Here is a 17,170-nt window from a genome sequence, read left to right on the forward strand (position 1 = left end):
CCATGCTCATCCCGATGTACTTCCTGATCGGCGGCTTCGGCCACGGGGCCGGGCGGTCGAAGGCAGCGGTGAAGTTCTTGCTGTACAACCTGTTCGGCGGGTTGATCATGCTCGCGGCGGTGATCGGGCTGTACGTGGTGACCGCCCAGCACTCGGTAGGTGGTGGGGCCGGCACCTTCGACTTCCGCGAGATCGTGACCGGCGTGCAGTGGGGCCGTTACAGCGACGTCGATCCCGCCGTCTTCAAGGCGCTGTTCCTGGGCTTCATGTTCGCGTTCGCCGTCAAGGCACCGCTGTGGCCGTTCCACCGCTGGCTGCCCGACGCTGCGGTGGAGTCGACCCCGGCCACCGCCGTGTTGATCACCGCGGTGATGGACAAGGTCGGTACCTTCGGCATGCTGCGCTACTGCCTGCAGCTGTTCCCGGACGCCTCAACCTATTTCCGTCCGGTGATCGTGACGCTGGCCATCATCGGGGTGATCTACGGCGCCATTGTGGCAATCGGACAGGCCGACATGATGCGTTTGATCGCCTATACCTCGATCTCGCACTTCGGGTTCATCATCGCGGGCATCTTCGTGATGACCACCCAGGGTCAGAGCGGCTCCACGCTCTACATGCTCAACCACGGCATCTCCACCGCGGCGGTGTTCCTGATCGCCGGTTTCCTGGTCTCCCGGCGCGGCAGCAGGTTGATCGCCGATTACGGCGGGGTGCAGAAGGTGGCCCCGGTCCTGGCCGGCACCTTCCTGGTCTCCTGTATGGCCACCCTGTCGCTGCCCGGGCTGGCACCGTTCGTCAGCGAATTCCTGGTGCTGCTGGGCACTTTCAACCGGTACTGGCTGGCCGCGGCGTTCGGAGTCACCGCGCTGGTGCTGGCGGCCATCTACATGCTGTGGCTGTACCAGCGCGTGATGACCGGACCGGTGGCCGCCGGCAACGACAAGATCCGTGATCTCGCCGGCCGCGAAATGATCGTCGTCGCACCGCTCATCGCATTGCTGCTGGTACTCGGGGTCTACCCGAAACCGATACTGGACGTAGTCAATCCGGCCGTCGCCAACACGATGCGCACGATCGGGCAGCACGATCCCAAGCCCGTCGTGCCGATGAACGGCGTACCCCGTAGAGCCGAAGGACCGCACCGATGAACCTGTCCACCATCAGCGTCGAATACTTCCTGCTGTCGCCGATGTTCATCGTGTTCGGCGTCGCGGTGGTCGGCGTGCTGGTCGAAGCGTTCGTACCGCGCCGGAGTCGCTATGGCGCGCAGGTGATCTTGACTCTCGGCGGCTTCGTCGCCGCGTTCGTCGCGGTCGTACTGGTGGCGCGGTCGGTACCCGCAGATGGTCAGCGCGCGGTGCTCGGCGCGATGGCGGTGGACCGTCCGGCGCTGTTCCTGCAGGGCACCGTGCTGCTGGTGGCGGTACTGGCCACCATCTTCGTCGCCGAGCGCAGCCATGTCGTGACGAAGACGAAGGTCTTCGCGGGCCTGGATTCCTTTACCCCGCAAGCCTCCTCGGTGCCCGGTAGCGACATCGAGCAGGAGGCGCAGCGCGCCGGAGCCGCCCAAACCGAGCTGTTTCCGCTGCTGACGCTGTCGGTCGGCGGCATGCTGGTGTTCCCCGCGTCCAACGACCTGCTGACCATGTTCGTCGCGCTGGAAGTGCTGTCGCTGCCGTTGTATCTGCTGTGCGGACTGGCCCGGCACCGCCGGCTGCTGTCGCAGGAGTCGGCGCTGAAATACTTTCTGTTGGGCGCGTTCTCGTCGGCGTTCTTCCTCTACGGTGTGGCGTTGCTGTACGGGGCGACCGGCACCCTGAACCTGAACGGTATCCGCGATTCGCTTGCGGCCCAGAACGATACGACGATGGCTCTGGCTGGTGTGGCCCTGCTGTCGGTGGGCCTGCTGTTCAAGGTCGGCGCCGTCCCCTTCCATTCCTGGATTCCCGATGTATACCAGGGCGCACCCACGCCCATCACCGGCTTCATGGCGGCGGCCACCAAGGTAGCGGCCTTCGGGGCGGTGCTGCGGGTGATCTACGTCGCGCTGCCGCCCTTGCATGCTGATTGGCGTCCGGTGCTGTGGGGGGTCGCGATCCTGACCATGGCCGTCGGCACCATCACCGCCATCAACCAGACCGACGTCAAGCGGATGCTGGCCTATTCGTCGGTGGCACACGTCGGCTTCATCTTCACGGGCGTGATCGCCGACAATTCCGCCGGCCTGTCAGCAACGTTGTTCTACCTGGTCGCCTACAGCTTCAGCACGGTGGGCGCGTTCGCGATCGTCGGCCTGATCCGCGACGCCGACGGTGTGGAAGAGGCGTCTTTAGCGCGCTGGGCCGGCCTGGGCCAGCGCTCCCCCATTGTCGGCGTGATGCTGTCGATGTTCCTGTTGGCGTTTGCCGGCATTCCGCTGACGAGCGGCTTCATCAGCAAGTTCGCGGTGTTCCGGGCGGCCGCCCAGGGCGGTGCGGTTCCGCTGGTGATCATCGGTGTGACGTTCAGCGCGATCGCGGCCTACTTCTATGTGCGGGTGATCGTGTCGATGTTCTTCACCGAGCCCACCGAAGACACGCCGCGGGTGGTGGAGCCCGGCGTACTGAGCAAAGCCGCAATTGCGGTGTGCGCGTTGGTGACTGTGGGGTTGGGGATCTTCCCGCAGCCGGTATTGGACCTGGCCGACCAGGCCGGGCAGTTGCTGCATTAAGAGGAGCTAACTCCGGCCGAGTACCCCTCGGAAGAACCCGGCCTGGAAGTCGCCGATAATGAAAAATCCCGAGCTGAACATGCCCAGATTGCCGACGCCGGTGTTGCCGTAGCCAGGGTTGAAAGCGCCGATATTCGCCCCTCCGGTGTTCCAGATTCCGACGGCGCTGCCGCCGGAGTTGAAGAGCCCCGTGGTGAACGGTGCGGTGTTACCCACGCCGGAGCTGGGGCCGTTGAACCACGACGGGTCGGAGTTGCCATAGCCGGACGAATTATGGGTCGAGTTGAAAAACCCGGAGGTATTGGGTGCGGTGTTACCGAAACCCGACGTCGTTGCTCCGACCGGAGTGGTTGAGCTGCCGATCCCCGTGTTCAGGCCGCCCGCGTTGAACAATCCCGTATTGGTACCACCCGAACTGCCCCAACCGGTGTTCCGGTCACCGGCATTCGAGAAGCCGGTGTTGTATTCACCGGTGTTGGCCGACCCGGTGTTGTTGTCGCCGGCGTTGCCGAAGCCGAAGTTCAACAAGCCGGCGTTTCCGGAGCCGAAGTTGAGGCTGCCCGCGTTGCCGATGCCGAAATTGCTGGTACCGAAGTTGCCGATACCGACATTGTCACTTCCTGAGTTCCAGAACCCGGTATTCAAGTTTCCGGAATTGCCGAAGCCGAAGGAGCCGTTACCTGAATTGAAGAAGCCGACGTTGCCGTCGCCGGAGTTGCCGAACCCGATGTTGCCGTTGCCGGAGTTGCCGAAGCCGATGTTGCCGATCCCGGTGTTCAGCGCACCGATGCCGATCTGATTGTCGCCGGTGAGCCCGAAGCCGATGTTGTTGTTCCCGGTGTTGCCGAACCCGAAGTTCCTGTTCCCGAAGTTGCCGAAACCGACGTTGTCTGAGCCGATGTTGGCGGCACCCAAGTTGGTGGCTCCCCGGTTCGCACTGCCGATGTTGTTACCGAAGTTGCCTTCGGTCGGATGAGAACTGTTGGCGCTGCCGAGGTTTCCGTTGACGTTGTTGCCGATGCCGAAGTTGCCTTGGCCGTGGTTGCCCAAGCCGATATTCAGCTGGCCGTCGTTGCCGAAACCGATATTGATGGCCCCGTAGTTGCCGAACCCGACGTGGTAATCACCCCGGTTTCCGCCGCCGAAGTTCAGGTTTCCCTGGTTGCCACCGCCGAAGTTGCGGCTACCGACGTTGCCGCTGCCCAGGTTCAGGTCCCCGAGATTTCCGCCGCCCAGATTCCAGTTCCCGATGTTTCCCAGGCCGGTGTTGAGGGCGGGAAACGTTTCCAGCATGGCAGTCCAGGGCGACAATGCGGCCGCCGCTGCCGAGGCGCCGCCGTGATAACCGACCATCGCTGCCACATCGGCAGCCCAGAACCCTTCATAAACACTCTCCGCCGCCGCGATCGCGGGCGCGTTCTGCCCGAACACATTGGATAACACCAACTGCACGAACGCATTTCGGTTAGCTGCCACCGCCACCGGGTGCACAATTGCCGCGCGGGCCGCTTCGAACGCGCTGACAACACCCTGAGCCGAAGCCGACATGCTTGACGCCTGAGTAGCGGCCGCCGAAAGCCAGCTCGCATACGGCGTCGCTGCGGCGGCCATCGCCTGCGCCGCCGCACCCTGCCACGCTTGACCCGTCAGATCCGAGACCACGGTCGCGAAAGACTGTGCGGATCCCGCTAATTCGACGGCCAGCCCGTCCCAGGCCGCGGCCGCGGCCAACATCGGCACCGAACCCGCACCGGCCAGCATTCGCAACGAGTTGACCTCGGGCGGTAGCGTGAAAAAACTCAAGGTGGTATCCCCTTCGAGGGTTCCAGTCGGGCCGTGGTCCGCCCTCTCGGGCCACCCGCGAATCTAGGCGACTTCGCAGCCGGATTCCGGGAAATCACCAGATTGGCTTGTCACCAAACAGAATTCAGATCAGCCGGGCATGGGCCCGGTCCGGGTCAGCGGAAGATTCCGGCCACGTCGTCGCTCCGGTTGAACGCGCCCGCACTGCCGTTGCCCCAGTTCGACACGCCACTGCTCTGGCTGCCAACGTTCCCGATGCCGGTGCTGGCGCTTCCGGAGTTCCAGACGCCAACCGAGCCCTCTGCGGCATTGAACCAACCCACCAGTCCTGATCCGTTGTTGCTGATCCCGACGTTGCCGCCACCCACATTGTTGAATCCGGACATGTAGAGGCTCGCCCCGACCTCGGTGTTCTGGAATCCCGACGTGTGGTCGCCGGTGTTGAAGAAGCCCGAGGTGCCTATTCCGCTGTTGCCGAATCCCGACCACGTCACGCCCACCGGGGTCGTGGAGCTGCCTATACCGGTGTTCAGATCGCCCGAGTTCATCACGCCGGTATTGGAGTCACCCGAGTTGCCGTAGCCGGTGTTGAAGTAACCCGAGTTGAAGTCACCGGTATTGGCGTTGCCGGCGTTGAAACTGCCGGTATTGGACGAACCGGCGTTACCGAGCCCCATGTTGCCGTAGCCGCCGTTACCGATACCCATGTTGAAGTCGCCCGCATTGCCGACGCCGAAGTTGGCGTAACCCGCATTTCCGACGCCGGTGCCGAACGAGCCTGCGTTCCAAAAGCCGGTGTCCGTATTGCCGGCATTACTGAAGCCGAAGTTCCCGTTGCCGGAGTTGAAGAACCCGACGTTTCCGTTGCCGGAGTTGAAGAACCCGATGTTGTTGTTGCCGGAATTCCCGAAACCGAGGTTTCCGATGCCACCGTTCAGAGCACCGATGCCGAATTGGTTGTCGCCGCTGAGTCCGAATCCGATGTTGTTGTTACCGCTGTTGCCGAATCCGAAGTTGTAGCTACCGTTGTTGCCGAACCCGACGTTGTTCCAGCCATTGTTGCCGCTACCGAGATTGAACCAACCGAGATTGCCGCTGCCGACGTTGCGGTCACCGATGTTGCCACCACCCAGGTTCCCGTCGCCGCTGTTACCCAACCCGAAGTTGCTGTTGCCGAAGTTGCCGCTGCCCAGGTTGAGGCTGCCGATGTTTCCGCTGCCGAGGTTGGTGTGTCCGAGGTTGCCACTGCCCAGGTTGAAGAAGCCCTCGTTTCCGCTGCCGATATTCAGGTTGCCGACGTTGCCGCCACCGAAGTTCACGTTTCCGGCATTGCCGCTGCCCAGGTTCAGGTCGCCGAAGTTGCCGCCGCCGAGGTTCCAGGCACCGATGTTGCCCAGGCCGGTGTTGATATCCGGGAATGTGATTGCCGCTGGCGCAGACACTGTGCCGACGATCGGAGCCAAGGGGCCCAGGTCGAGCAGGAACGCCGGGGTGGCGGCGGGGCCGAAGATGCCGGACTGGTTGTCGCCTTGGTTGAAGAGGCCGGCGCTGAACTGGCCCGCGTTGCCGACTCCCGAACTGTTGTTACCGCTGATGCCGATGCCTGATGCGAACAGCGCGGAGTTGAAGAAGCCGACGCCGGAGTCACCCGTATTGCCAATCCCTACGCTGGCAAAGCCCGAGTTGTTGAAACCCGACGTGTAGGCGTTGCTGTTGTTGAAGCCAGACACTTGACCCCACCCCATGATGGGGTCGGAATTGTTGAAGCCGGAGGAGTTATTCGCCGAGTTGTAGAACCCGGAGCTGCCGGTGCCGGTATTGCCGATCCCAGACGAGGTCGCCCCGAGCGGCGTCGTGGAACCACCGATTCCGGTGTTGAAGTCGCCTGAATTGAGCAGACCCGTGTTGGTGTCGCCTGCGTTGCAGATTCCGGTATTGATTGAACCCGAATTCGAGAAGCCCGTGTTGTACTGCCCGGAATTGAAGAATCCGGAGTTGTTGAATCCCGAATTGCCGGACCCGGCATTATCGAAACCGGCATTCGCCGATCCAAAATTGGAGCTACCGGCATTGCCGAAGCCCATGTTGAGGCTGCCCGCGTTGCCGAAGCCGGTGTTCGTGCTTGCCGCGTTCCAGAACCCGGTGTTGGTGCTTCCGCCATTCGAGAACCCAAAGTTTCCGTTTCCGGAGTTGAAGAGGCCGACGTTCCCGTCGCCGGAGTTGAAGAACCCGATGTTGTTGTTACCTGAGTTCCCGAAACCGATGTTCCCGAGGCCGGAGTTCAACGCGCCGATACCGAACTGATTGTCGCCGGTGAGACCGAAGCCGATATTGTTATTGCCGGAGTTGCCGAAACCGAAGTTGAAATTGCCGTTGTTTCCGAAGCCGACGTTGTGCAAGCCGAGGTTGCCGCTGCCCAGATTGAAGGCGCCAGCGTTGCCACTGCCGAAGTTCGTGCCACCGACGAAGGTGGACGGATGGAAGGTGTTTCCGAAACCCAGATTCCCACTGCCGAGGTTGCCCAGACCGAAGTTGCCGCTACCTCTGTTGCCGAGCCCGATATTCACGTTACCGGAATTGCCGAGTCCCAAATTGGTGGAACCGATGTTCCCAAATCCGAAATTGCTGTAACCGAGATTTCCGAAGCCGAAGTTCGTGGCACCGGTGTTCCCGCTACCGACATTCGCATTCCCGGAGTTACCGCCGCCCAGGTTGAAGTCACCGATATTGCCGCCGCCGAGGTTCCAGGACCCGATATTTCCCAGACCGGTGTTGAACTCCGGGATCGTGGCCGCCGCCGCGCTCGCCGCCACCTGGCCGAGGCCAGTCAATCCAGCCAACGACGAACCCCACGACGCGAGCGCAGACACAGCCGCCGATGCCCCGCTGTAGTAGCCGACCATTGCCGCCACGTCGGCAGCCCAGAACTCCTCGTAGATACTCTCGGCGGCCGCGATAGCCGGCGCATTCTGGCCGAAGATATTCGACATCACCAACTGCACGAACGCATTTCGGTTCGCTGCCACCGCCAGGGGGTGTATGGTCGCGGCCCGCGCCGCCTCGAACGCACTCACCGCCGCCTGCGCCGATCCGGCGGCGCCCACCGCCCGCGCCGCCGCCGCACTCAACCACGCCGCATACGGCGCCGCCGCAGCCGCCATCGCCTCCGCCGCGGCGCCCTGCCACGCTTGAGCCGCCAACCCAGACGTCACCGACGAGAACGACTGCGCCGCCGTCGACAATTCGTCGGCCAAACCATTCCAGGCCGCCGCTGCCTGCAATAGCGGAGCCGGGCCTGCGCCGGAAAGTAGCCGCACGGAGTTGATTTCCGGCGGTAGTCCGAAGAAACTCATCAGACGCTCCCCTTCGTTGAGTCACAGGCCGCAACCGACCCACCGGACACACACTGTATGACTTTTCCTCGTGGCTATCCGGCAAATGCACAAACCTCATGCAATAGCGACTCGCCTGAACGGAACACGCGCTCCGATCAATTCAGAAAGGGCCGGGTGGCCAGTACATAAATGGCCACCACCGCGAACGGGGCCAACAGCGGCAGCCACGGCACCTGCAGCGGGAACGACGTCGCAACCAACCCGACGAAGGTAAACCCCACAGCACCAACAACCGTCGTCCAGGATTGAGCGAGGTGTCGGCTCGTCAGGTAGCCCACCGCGCAGAGCCCGGACAGCGCAGCAAGTACCGGTGAGCTATCCGCGACGACGATCGCCGCGACCGCCGACAACACGGCAACCGTTGCCGCGGCGCGTATGACGAGTCCCGCTCCCACCGCCAGCACCGCGATCGCCGGAAATGCCAACGCAGGCCCGTGCGTGTCGATGGCGGCCAGTCCAACCATCAGCAGCCCAAGAACTGTCGGCATCTCAACGCCTGCCCTGTCCCCGGACCCGACGCCGGCGGTCCGGCAGTCCACCCAGCGAATGTTCCAGTGAGCGATCCCCCGGCCAGGACAGCACATCCACGCCCACCGTCGCCATGTCGCGGTACATGGCAGACCGTTGCAACGTCCACATACGGATGATCAGCGGATCATGCTCGCCTTCGAATGGGGAGTTGTCGAGGACGTCGACAGCTACCACCACATGGCCGCGCCTGCGCAAGTCGATCAGTGCCAGGGCGAATTCGGTGTCGAGCAGGGTGGAGAACGCAAAGACGATCGCACCCGCCGGTACCGCGGCACGAGGTGCCAGCGTGCCGGTGGCATTGTCGAACTGCTCGCCGGCACCCAGCACGGTGTCGAGCACCCGGTAGAACTGACGTTGGCCGATGTCGGCGCCCAGCCAGCGCGGCCGGTTGCCGCCCAGCGCGACGATGCCGGCGCGATCTCCGTTGCGCAACGCGGTTTGTACCACCTGCGCGGCGCCCCGCACTACGCGTTCGGTGGCGGCGGTCGCCGGACCCGCGGGCTGACGGTACGTGTCGATCAGCACCACCACGTCGGCCGCGCGGTCGGTCAGCCGTTGCGTGACGTGCAATCGTCCCCGCCGCGCGCTCACCGCCCAGTTCACCGCGCGCAGTTGGTCGCCGGGGACGTAGGGCCGAATATCGGCATATTCGACACCCGGGCCGATGTGCCGGGTCAGGTGGGCACCCAACCGGTCGAGCAACTCGGTCTGCGGAATGGACGTGGACTGTGGTGGCGTCAAAGGGAATACGATGACGTTGGATACATCGGCGGTCCCCTTGCCCTGCACCAGACCGCCGCGGGCGAGGACGTCGACGCGGGCCGTGATCGGATAGCGGCCCCAACGTTGCGCCACCGCGGTCACCGCTTTTCCCTCACCGGCATCCGCAACCTCGAGTTCCATGCCGGGAAGCGCGGATACCGCCAGCTCGACCGTCGCCTCCACGGAATCCGTTGTTGTCCAGACCTTTATCCGTGCCTCTTCGAGCTCGAAACATCGCTGGGCATCTGGCTCACCATGCACCTGCACGGTCGGGACTGGGTGTTGCCAACCCAGCGAGCACAAGACCCCGAGCAGCGGCGCGGCGAAGGCGATGAGCTGCCAGCGTCCACTGATGACCGCAGCGACCAGCGCGACGCCCGCACAGGTGGCGATTGCCAGCGTCAATGGCGATGCGCGCCAGCGCAACTCGACTTCCCGAGTCTGGATCACGCCGATCCGCCGTTAGCCCGCGGCACAGGCAGGCGTCGCAACAATTCCCCGACCACGTCAGCACCCTGGATCTTGCGCACCCACATCTCGGGTCGCAACGTAATACGGTGTGCGACAGCGGCTGTGGCAAGCGCCTTCACGTCCTCGGGAATCACGAAGTCGCGGCCGAGCAACAGCGCCCGGGCGCGCGCGAGTTGAACGAGGTCGAGTTCCGCACGCGGACTGGCCCCGACCGCAACCTGCGGATGATGTCGGGTGGCGGTGGCCAGCGACACCACATAGTGCAGGACATCCTCGTGCACCGTGACCTGCTCGACCGATTCGCGCATCGTCAGCAGATCGTGCGCGTCGACAACCTGGTTCACCGTCGGTTGGGCCGAGCCACGGTCCAGCCGTCGGCGCAGCATCGCCGCCTCGTCCTGCTCGGACAGATAGCGCAGTTCCAGGCGGATCGCGAACCGGTCCAGTTGTGCCTCCGGCAGCGGATAGGTGCCTTCGTACTCGATCGGATTGTCGGTAGCCAGGACGATGAACGGCGTTGGCAGGCGGTGGGTTTGACCGTCGATGCTGACCTGACCCTCGGCCATCGCCTCGAGCAGGGCGGCCTGCGTCTTGGGCGGCGTGCGGTTGATCTCGTCGGCGAGCAGGAGGTTGGTGAAGATCGGTCCGCGCCGGAAATCGAAACGGCCGGACTGCATGTCATAGATCGTCGAACCGAGCAGATCGGCCGGCAGCAGGTCCGGAGTGAATTGCACCCGGGTGAATTCCAGTCCCAGTGCCGAGGCGAACGAACGTGCGATCAGAGTCTTGCCGAGACCGGGCAGGTCTTCGATCAGCACATGGCCGCCCGCGAGGACGGCGGTCAAGATCAGCGTCAGAGCCGAACGTTTCCCGACCACGACGCGTTCGATTTCATCTAGTACTGCTTCACAATTGGCGGTGGTCTTCTCGGCCGGCATCGTCATACCTGTTCCAACTTTCGCAGAATCTCTTCCAGCGCCGCCCGTCCGGGACCCGATTGCCGGTGGCTATCGGTATTCCCGACGTTATTTGGATTAACCCATTCCCATAGCTGAGCTCCGAACAGCATCTCGCCGGTCGCGTTGTAAGCCGCCGGATCCTTCGCCTGCCGTTGGCCGGTGGCCATCTGGTAGCGCCGCGCCAACATCGGGCGCAAGTGACGATCCCAGTCCGCGCGGGTCGATTCCGACCATCGGATCGTGGTCTCGGTCGTGGCCAGCCAACGGCGCAATCCCTCGCCGGGATCGTCGGAGTCCGGTTCGGCGACCGATTCGTTCGGGTGTCCCAGGACACGGCGAACATTGAGCAGCACCAAAGCCAGACCCACCCCGGCCGCGGCGAGCACGAACCGCCGGTCCTGCAGGATCAGCGCCAGGGCCTCGGTGCCGAGGATGAGCAAAATGCCAAGCACGATAAGCTTTTTCATGGTCGCGCACCTGACCGCGGTGTGATTTCTTCGAGGACGAGTTCGAGCACACGAACCGCGGTCTCCCGGTGGACCTCGTTCATCACGTGGGGGCTGAACCGCGCTTCCTCGAACAAATTGACCAGCTGGACGGCGTTTTCGGCATGCAGCGCATGGTGTTCGACGGCGCGGGCCAGCACTTCGGTCGGCGTGTCGAAATCCTGGGGGACCGCGCCGGGGACGTTGGCCAGCTCACGTTCCATCGCTGCGTAGCACGCGATGATCGCCTCGCGGGGTTCGCGGCTAAGGTCGGTCATTTCGGCGAGACCGACTTCGGCTGCGCGCACCAGCGTTTCGGACGCGGTCTGGGGCGGCGGCGCATCGCTGTCACCATCGCGGGTGGTTTTCGTGGTCGGCGTGGGTCGTCGACGTCGCGACGCGATGGCACCGCCGATGAACAACATCAGCAGCACAGGCGCACTCGCGAGCAGGATTCCGAGCGTGTCGGTGGAGTCTTTGTGCTGCGGCGGTTGTTTCGGTGGCTGTCCGGTGCCCGAACCGGTTGACGGCGTTGTGGTCGAGTTCTGTTGCGCCGCATCGAGTCCCAGATCAGGTGGGACGAACAGCCGGGAGAGCAGGATTGCGGTCAACAGCCACGCGACGATCACCCCCAGTCCGATCAGGACGACGCGCCAACTAGGTCGAGCACTGCCACGGCCAAGCAATTGGGACAACTCACCGGCACTGGGCGCTGCGGCACGCGGGTCGCGTAGCCGGGCGACGATCGAAAACGCCACCAGCACGAGCGTGCCCGCGAGCGCCGCGGTCAGGAACATCAGTGCCGCCGGACTGCCGCCCGATTCCCGCACGCTGGAACCGTGATGAGCGGGTAGGTAACCGCGCAAAGCCGCGGCGACCACGATCAGCAGGGCGATCATCAGGACAACGCGTGCGGTGGGCTTGTCGACTCGCCCCATAGCCGAAGGCTAGCCGTGGCGGCGTGCCGCGGTCCAGAACGGTGGTGCTCCACAACTCGCGACCGTGCCAGAGCACCGGCCAGCAATACGGGGTATAGTCGAACATATGTTCGAGTCGCACGATATTCCCGCTGCTCAACGGGCCATGGAAGCTGAACTGATCGCCCGGATCACCGCCTGCGAACACGCCAAGAGCGTCGCAGCCGCCGAACAGGCCCGCGCCACCGCCGCCCTGGCTGTGGTGCGGTGCAGCGCCGAAGCCGCCACCGGAGTACCCGCCCGCAAACAGGGACGCGGACTGGCCAGCGAGATCGCCCTGGCCCGGCACGATTCCCCCGCCCGCGGCGGCCGCCACCTCGGCTTCGCCAACGCCCTGGTCCACGAAATGCCGCACACCCTGGCCGCACTGGAATCCGGTGCGTTGTCCGAGTGGCGCGCCACCCTGATCGTGCGCGAATCAGCCTGCCTGGACCTTCAGGACCGCCAAACGCTGGACCGCGAACTGTGTGCAGATGTCACGGCACTGCACGGGATGGGTGATCAACGGGTGACCGCAGCGGCCAAGGCCATCGCCTACCGTCTCGACCCGCATGCCGTCGTCGAGCGCGCCGCGAAAGCCGAGCATGAGCGCACCGTGACCATCCGGCCCGCTCCCGACACCATGACCTGGGTCAGCGCCCTGCTTCCGGTGGCCAAAGGTGTCGGCGTCTACGCTGCGCTGCGCCGCGCCGCCGACACCACGTTCGACGGCCGCTCCCGCGGCCAAGTCATGGCCGACACCCTGATCGAACGCATTACCGGCACCCCCGCCGACGTACCTGCCCCTGTCGACGTCAATGTGGTCATCTCCGACGAGACACTGCTCGGCGACGGCAACGAACCAGCCGTACTCGACGGCTACGGACCCATCCCCGCCGCGGTTGCCCGCAATCTGATCGGCAGCGCCCTGGCCGACGCCCGCTCGCGGGCCGCCTTGCGCCGCCTCTACACCCACCCCAAAACCGGTGCCCTGCTCGCCATGGAGTCCCGCTCCCGCACCTTCCCCCGCGGGCTGGCCCACTTCATCGGGCTACGCGACCAAACCTGCCGCACCCCCTACTGCGACGCCCCCATCCGCCACCGCGACCACGCCCAACCCCATCACTGCGGCGGACCCACCACCGCGCATAACGGCCTGGGCACCTGCGAACACTGCAACTACGCCAAGGAAGCACCTGGCTGGAGCGTCGAAACCAGCACCGACACCGGTACCCACACCGCCACTTACACCACCCCCACCGGTGCCCGCTACCAATCCACCGCCCCGCCGCCGGTCGGCCGCCCACGAATCGAGCTCAGCGAAATCGAAGCAGCTGTCAAGATCACGCTGATCGACCGACATGCCGCCTGACGTGGATTCAGACTGTGAACGGTGTGAAGCTGCCATCGAGCACCTGGTGGTGACCGATGGTGCGGCCGGTGACCTCGCCGGGGTCGACGTGCGTCAGTTGCACAGCGGCCTGGGCGAATTCCTCGGCGGAACTCACGTCGTCGAAACCGCGCGCGTAATAAGACAGCCCCGGCGTCATGATCGGCTTGGACGGCGCCAGGGTGTTGACCGCAATGTGGTAGTCGGCCAGGTCGAACGCCGCGCACTGGGTCAGGTGTTCGAGGGCGGCTTTGGAGCCGCCATATCCCGGCAGCACCCCGGCGCCGCGGTCGGCGTAGGGTCCGTCGCCGGGCAGCCGCGAGGCGATCGAGGTGATGTTGACGATCGATCCGCCGCCAGCCTCGATCATGTCCGGGCAGACCAGTTGCATGAGTTCGTATGCGGCGAAGATCGAGATCTCGAAGTGCCGGCGATAGGCAGCCAGCGGAACACTGACGAAGCCCGGCCAATCGGGCTTGGGCGCTGTGTTGGCCGCTTTGGCGCGACGCTGCGCTCCCGGCCGGCCGGGAGCGGTGAAGGCGGCGTTATTGATCAGGGTCGTGATGGGCCCGAGGGCGTCCCGCGCCTCGGCGACCACCCGGCCGATGTCGTCACGGTCGGTCAGATCGGCCCGCACCGCCACCGCCCGGCCCCCGGCCGATTCGATCTCGGCCACCGTCTCGCCGATGGTGCCGGGCAGCCGCTCGTCCCAAACCGCCTCGGTGCGCCCGACGACGGCCACCGGGGCGCCGTCGGCGGCCAGCGCCAGCGCGATCGCCCGTCCCAGCCCGCGACTGGCACCCGTGACGATCGCGGTCACCGGTTGACCCCGTGCACGACGATGGCGGTGGTCTGGTCGACCCAGGCGTCGTCCAACTCCGGATACAGCAGCACCCTCAGCATGGTGGCTCCCCCTATCAACTCGATGAGCCGGCCCGGATCGACGTCGGGATGGGCTTCGCCGCGTTCGATGGCCTCGCGCAGTCGCACCCGGACCGCCTCGAAAAGGCCGGCGAACCGGGCCATCACCCGTGCGTTGAGTTCCGGGTCCGCGGTCATGTCCGCCATGAGCCCGGGCAGCGCAGCGCGCACCACGGGTGTGGTGAAGATGTCGCGCGTGGCTTCGAACATCATCCGAATGTCGGCGGCGAAGTCCCCCGCCGGCGTTTCCAGGGCAGTCGGCGCAACCGGAAAGGCAGCCTCGTGAACCAGCTCGGCCTTGCTCGACCACCTTCGGTACAGTGCCGACTTAGTGGTTCCCGCCCGTTCGGCGACCGCGGCCAGGCTCAGATTCGAATACCCGATCTGCACAAGCAGTTCCGAGGTCGCCGACAAGATGGCCGAGTCGATGCGCGGATCGCGCGGCCGCCCGGCGCCCGAGGCCTTGTCAAGGGATGGCAGGTCTGCTTTCATAACGCTACCTACCGTATCGTAATTATCTCGCGAAGGAAGCCTCGTGGCCAATGAACCGGCGGTCGAAGATGTCGGCCGCATGCAACGCTCGAGCCGCGACACCACCACCGTCCCGCAACTGATCTCGCAGTGGCTGTCGACCGTGTTGCCGGTGGCACCGGACATCACCGTGGAGAGCGGTGTCGACTCCACCGGCATGTCCTCGGAGACCATCATCTTGACCGCGCGATGGGCGGACCAAGAGCAGAAGCTGGTGGCCCGGGTCGCACCCACCAACCAAGACGTCCCGGTGTTTCCGACCTATCGCCTCGACCACCAATTCGACGTGATCCGCAAAGTCGGCGAACTGACCGACGTCCCGGTTCCGCGGATGCGCTGGATCGAGAACACCGGGGAGGTGTTGGGAGCACCCTTCTTCCTGATGGACTACGTCGAGGGCGAGGTGCCGCCCGACGTCATGCCTTACACGTTCGGCGGCAACTGGTTCGCTGACGCGCCGGCCGAGCAGCAACGCAAACTGCAGGATGCGTCGGTCGGGATTCTGGCAACGCTGCACTCGATCCCGGAGGCGGACAAGACGTTTGGCTTCCTGACGGAGGGTCTCACCGGCGATACCGCTCTGCGCAAACATTTCAGCTGGGTCAGGTCCTGGTATGAGTTCGCTGTCCCCGATATCGGCCGCTCGCCCTTGGTGGAGCGCAGTTTCGAATGGCTGCAAGACAATTGGCCGGAACAGGCCGACACGCGTGAGCCTGTCTTGCTGTGGGGCGACGCCCGGGTGGGCAACGTCTTGTACCGGGACTTCACTCCGGTGGCGGTGCTGGACTGGGAGATGGTGACGCTGGGCCCGCGGGAACTGGATGTCGCCTGGATGATCTTCGCGCACAAGGTTTTCGAGGAACTCGCCGGCCTGGCCACGCTGCCGGGACTACCGCAGGTGATGCGCGAGGAAGACGTCCGCGACACCTATGGTCGGCTCACCGGCGTACACCTCGACGACCTGCACTGGTTCTACGTGTATTCCGGCATCATGTGGGCCTGTGTCTTCATGCGCACCGGAGCCCGGCGCATTCACTTCGGCGAGGCCGAAAAGCCCGATGATGTCGAATCGCTGTTCTACCACGCCGGATTGATGAAACGCCTTATCGGAGAGGACAACTGATGCTCGGCCCGCTCGACGAGTACCCGGTACACCAGATTCCCCAGCCGATCGCCTGGCCGGGCTCCTCGGACCGCAACTTCTACGATCGCTCCTACTTCAACGCCCACGACCGGACCGGTGACATCTTCGTGATCACCGGCATCGGCTACTACCCCAACCTCGGTGTCAAAGACGCGTTCCTGCTCATCCGGCGCGGCGACATCCAGACGGCGGTGCACGTGTCCGACGCCATCGACCAGGACAGGCTGCATCAGCATGTCAACGGCTACCGGGTAGAGGTCGTCGAACCGCTGCGCAAGATCCGGATCGTGCTCGACGAAACCGAAGGCGTCGCAGCCGATCTCACCTGGGAAGGCCTATTCGACGTCGTACAGGAGCAGCCGCACATTCTGCGGACGGGTAACCGCGTCACGCTCAACGCACAGCGCTTCGCCCAGCTGGGCAGTTGGAGCGGACAGCTGTCGATCGACGGCGACGAGATCACCGTCGACCCCTCGGTGTGGATCGGCAGCCGAGACCGGTCCTGGGGTATCCGGCCGATCGGCGAGGCCGAACCGGCGGGGCGCCCGGCCGACCCGCCGTTCGAAGGCATGTGGTGGCTCTACGTTCCGATCGCGTTCGAGGACTTCGCGATCGTGCTGATCATCCAGGAGGAGCCCAACGGGTTCCGTTCGCTCAACGACTGCACCCGGGTATGGCGCGACGGGCGGGTCGAGCAGCTGGGCTGGCCGCGGGTGAAAATTCACTACCGCTCCGGCACCCGGATCCCGACTGGCGCCTCCATCGACGCGACCGCCCCGGACGGCACCCCGGTCCACGTCGACGTGGAGTCCAAACTCCCGGTCCCGATCCACGTCGGCGGCGGCTACGGGGGCGACTCGGACTGGCTGCACGGGACGTGGAAAGGCGAGAAGTTCGTCGAGCGACTGACCTACGACATGACCGACCCCGCCATCATCGCCCGGTCCGGTTTCGGTGTCATCGACCACGTCGGGCGCGCGGTGTGCCGCGACGGTGACGGAGATCCGGTGGAAGGGTGGGGCCTCTACGAGCACGGCGCGCTCGGACGCCATGACCCGTCGGGATTCGCCGACTGGTTGACGGTTGCCCCCTAGCGTGCGGTTCACTGG

Annotated in this window: 14 protein-coding genes; 5 read left to right on the forward strand and 9 right to left on the reverse strand. The window is 64.7% G+C overall.

Annotated elements, in window-relative coordinates; all coding sequences use genetic code 11:
* A partial coding sequence (locus tag AC5Y6Y_RS19470; RefSeq protein WP_499930150.1) for an NADH-quinone oxidoreductase subunit M occupies positions 1-1,151 on the forward strand: 1,151 nt, incomplete at its 5' end.
* A complete protein-coding gene (nuoN, locus tag AC5Y6Y_RS19475) occupies positions 1,148-2,713 on the forward strand; it encodes an NADH-quinone oxidoreductase subunit NuoN (RefSeq protein ID WP_463827546.1) in 1,566 nt (521 codons plus the stop codon). The genes AC5Y6Y_RS19470 and nuoN, both read left to right, overlap by 4 nt.
* A gap of 6 nt (positions 2,714-2,719) precedes the next feature.
* Here the strand turns inward: nuoN and AC5Y6Y_RS19480 are convergent, their stop codons facing one another.
* From AC5Y6Y_RS19480 to AC5Y6Y_RS19510, 7 genes are all read right to left on the reverse strand, one after another.
* Positions 2,720-4,516 (reverse strand): PPE family protein, encoded by a 1,797-nt coding sequence (locus tag AC5Y6Y_RS19480; protein WP_473139194.1) that lies wholly within the window; start codon positions 4,514-4,516, stop codon positions 2,720-2,722.
* A 155-nt stretch (positions 4,517-4,671) separates the two neighbouring features.
* A complete protein-coding gene (locus tag AC5Y6Y_RS19485) occupies positions 4,672-7,869 on the reverse strand; it encodes a PPE family protein (RefSeq protein WP_473139195.1) in 3,198 nt (1,065 codons plus the stop codon).
* A gap of 137 nt (positions 7,870-8,006) precedes the next feature.
* Complete coding sequence (locus tag AC5Y6Y_RS19490) at positions 8,007-8,399, reverse strand: hypothetical protein (protein WP_463827544.1); 393 nt, start codon at positions 8,397-8,399, stop codon at positions 8,007-8,009.
* Between the two features lies 1 nt (position 8,400).
* Positions 8,401-9,654 carry a DUF58 domain-containing protein gene (locus AC5Y6Y_RS19495; RefSeq protein ID WP_473139196.1) on the reverse strand — a complete coding sequence of 418 codons (1,254 nt, stop codon included), beginning with the start codon at positions 9,652-9,654 and terminating at the stop codon, positions 8,401-8,403.
* Entirely contained in the window at positions 9,651-10,619 is a 969-nt protein-coding gene (locus AC5Y6Y_RS19500; protein WP_473139197.1) for an AAA family ATPase, read from the reverse strand. The genes AC5Y6Y_RS19495 and AC5Y6Y_RS19500 overlap by 4 nt, the downstream gene beginning before the upstream one ends.
* Complete coding sequence (locus AC5Y6Y_RS19505) at positions 10,616-11,101, reverse strand: hypothetical protein (RefSeq protein WP_463827541.1); 486 nt, start codon at positions 11,099-11,101, stop codon at positions 10,616-10,618. The genes AC5Y6Y_RS19500 and AC5Y6Y_RS19505 overlap by 4 nt, the downstream gene beginning before the upstream one ends.
* The gene (locus tag AC5Y6Y_RS19510) at positions 11,098-12,057 is read right to left on the reverse strand and encodes a DUF4129 domain-containing protein (protein ID WP_463827540.1); all 960 of its coding nucleotides are present in this window, start codon (positions 12,055-12,057) and stop codon (positions 11,098-11,100) included. The genes AC5Y6Y_RS19505 and AC5Y6Y_RS19510 overlap by 4 nt, the downstream gene beginning before the upstream one ends.
* 106 nt (positions 12,058-12,163) lie before the next feature.
* Here AC5Y6Y_RS19510 and AC5Y6Y_RS19515 point away from each other — a divergent pair, with 106 nt between their 5' ends.
* Positions 12,164-13,447 (forward strand): HNH endonuclease, encoded by a 1,284-nt coding sequence (locus AC5Y6Y_RS19515; protein ID WP_473139198.1) that lies wholly within the window; start codon positions 12,164-12,166, stop codon positions 13,445-13,447.
* 7 nt (positions 13,448-13,454) lie between these two features.
* Here the strand turns inward: AC5Y6Y_RS19515 and AC5Y6Y_RS19520 are convergent, their stop codons facing one another.
* Complete coding sequence (locus tag AC5Y6Y_RS19520) at positions 13,455-14,285, reverse strand: SDR family NAD(P)-dependent oxidoreductase (protein ID WP_473139199.1); 831 nt, start codon at positions 14,283-14,285, stop codon at positions 13,455-13,457.
* Positions 14,282-14,878: a TetR/AcrR family transcriptional regulator gene (locus tag AC5Y6Y_RS19525; protein ID WP_463827537.1), complete on the reverse strand. Its 597-nt coding sequence runs from the start codon at positions 14,876-14,878 to the stop codon at positions 14,282-14,284. The genes AC5Y6Y_RS19520 and AC5Y6Y_RS19525 overlap by 4 nt, the downstream gene beginning before the upstream one ends.
* A gap of 43 nt (positions 14,879-14,921) precedes the next feature.
* Between AC5Y6Y_RS19525 and AC5Y6Y_RS19530 the strand changes: the two genes are divergently transcribed.
* Both AC5Y6Y_RS19530 and AC5Y6Y_RS19535 read left to right on the forward strand, forming a co-directional pair.
* A complete protein-coding gene (locus tag AC5Y6Y_RS19530) occupies positions 14,922-16,040 on the forward strand; it encodes a phosphotransferase family protein (RefSeq protein ID WP_473139200.1) in 1,119 nt (372 codons plus the stop codon).
* A complete protein-coding gene (locus tag AC5Y6Y_RS19535; RefSeq protein WP_463827535.1) occupies positions 16,040-17,155 on the forward strand; it encodes an Rv3169 family protein in 1,116 nt (371 codons plus the stop codon). Before AC5Y6Y_RS19530 ends, AC5Y6Y_RS19535 begins: the two co-directional genes overlap by 1 nt.
* Positions 17,156-17,170: the final 15 nt, after the last annotated feature.

It is taken from the genome of Mycobacterium sp. NGS24 (assembly GCF_059813065.1).

Coding starts and splice junctions, on each gene's coding strand:
- nuoN (WP_463827546.1), top strand. CDS start 1,148: ATGAACCTGTCCACCATCAGCGTCGAATACTTCCTGCTGTCGCCGATG.
- AC5Y6Y_RS19485 (WP_473139195.1), bottom strand. CDS start 7,869: ATGAGTTTCTTCGGACTACCGCCGGAAATCAACTCCGTGCGGCTACTT.
- AC5Y6Y_RS19490 (WP_463827544.1), bottom strand. CDS start 8,399: ATGCCGACAGTTCTTGGGCTGCTGATGGTTGGACTGGCCGCCATCGAC.
- AC5Y6Y_RS19500 (WP_473139197.1), bottom strand. CDS start 10,619: ATGACGATGCCGGCCGAGAAGACCACCGCCAATTGTGAAGCAGTACTA.
- AC5Y6Y_RS19505 (WP_463827541.1), bottom strand. CDS start 11,101: ATGAAAAAGCTTATCGTGCTTGGCATTTTGCTCATCCTCGGCACCGAG.
- AC5Y6Y_RS19510 (WP_463827540.1), bottom strand. CDS start 12,057: ATGGGGCGAGTCGACAAGCCCACCGCACGCGTTGTCCTGATGATCGCC.
- AC5Y6Y_RS19515 (WP_473139198.1), top strand. CDS start 12,164: ATGTTCGAGTCGCACGATATTCCCGCTGCTCAACGGGCCATGGAAGCT.
- AC5Y6Y_RS19525 (WP_463827537.1), bottom strand. CDS start 14,878: ATGAAAGCAGACCTGCCATCCCTTGACAAGGCCTCGGGCGCCGGGCGG.
- AC5Y6Y_RS19535 (WP_463827535.1), top strand. CDS start 16,040: ATGCTCGGCCCGCTCGACGAGTACCCGGTACACCAGATTCCCCAGCCG.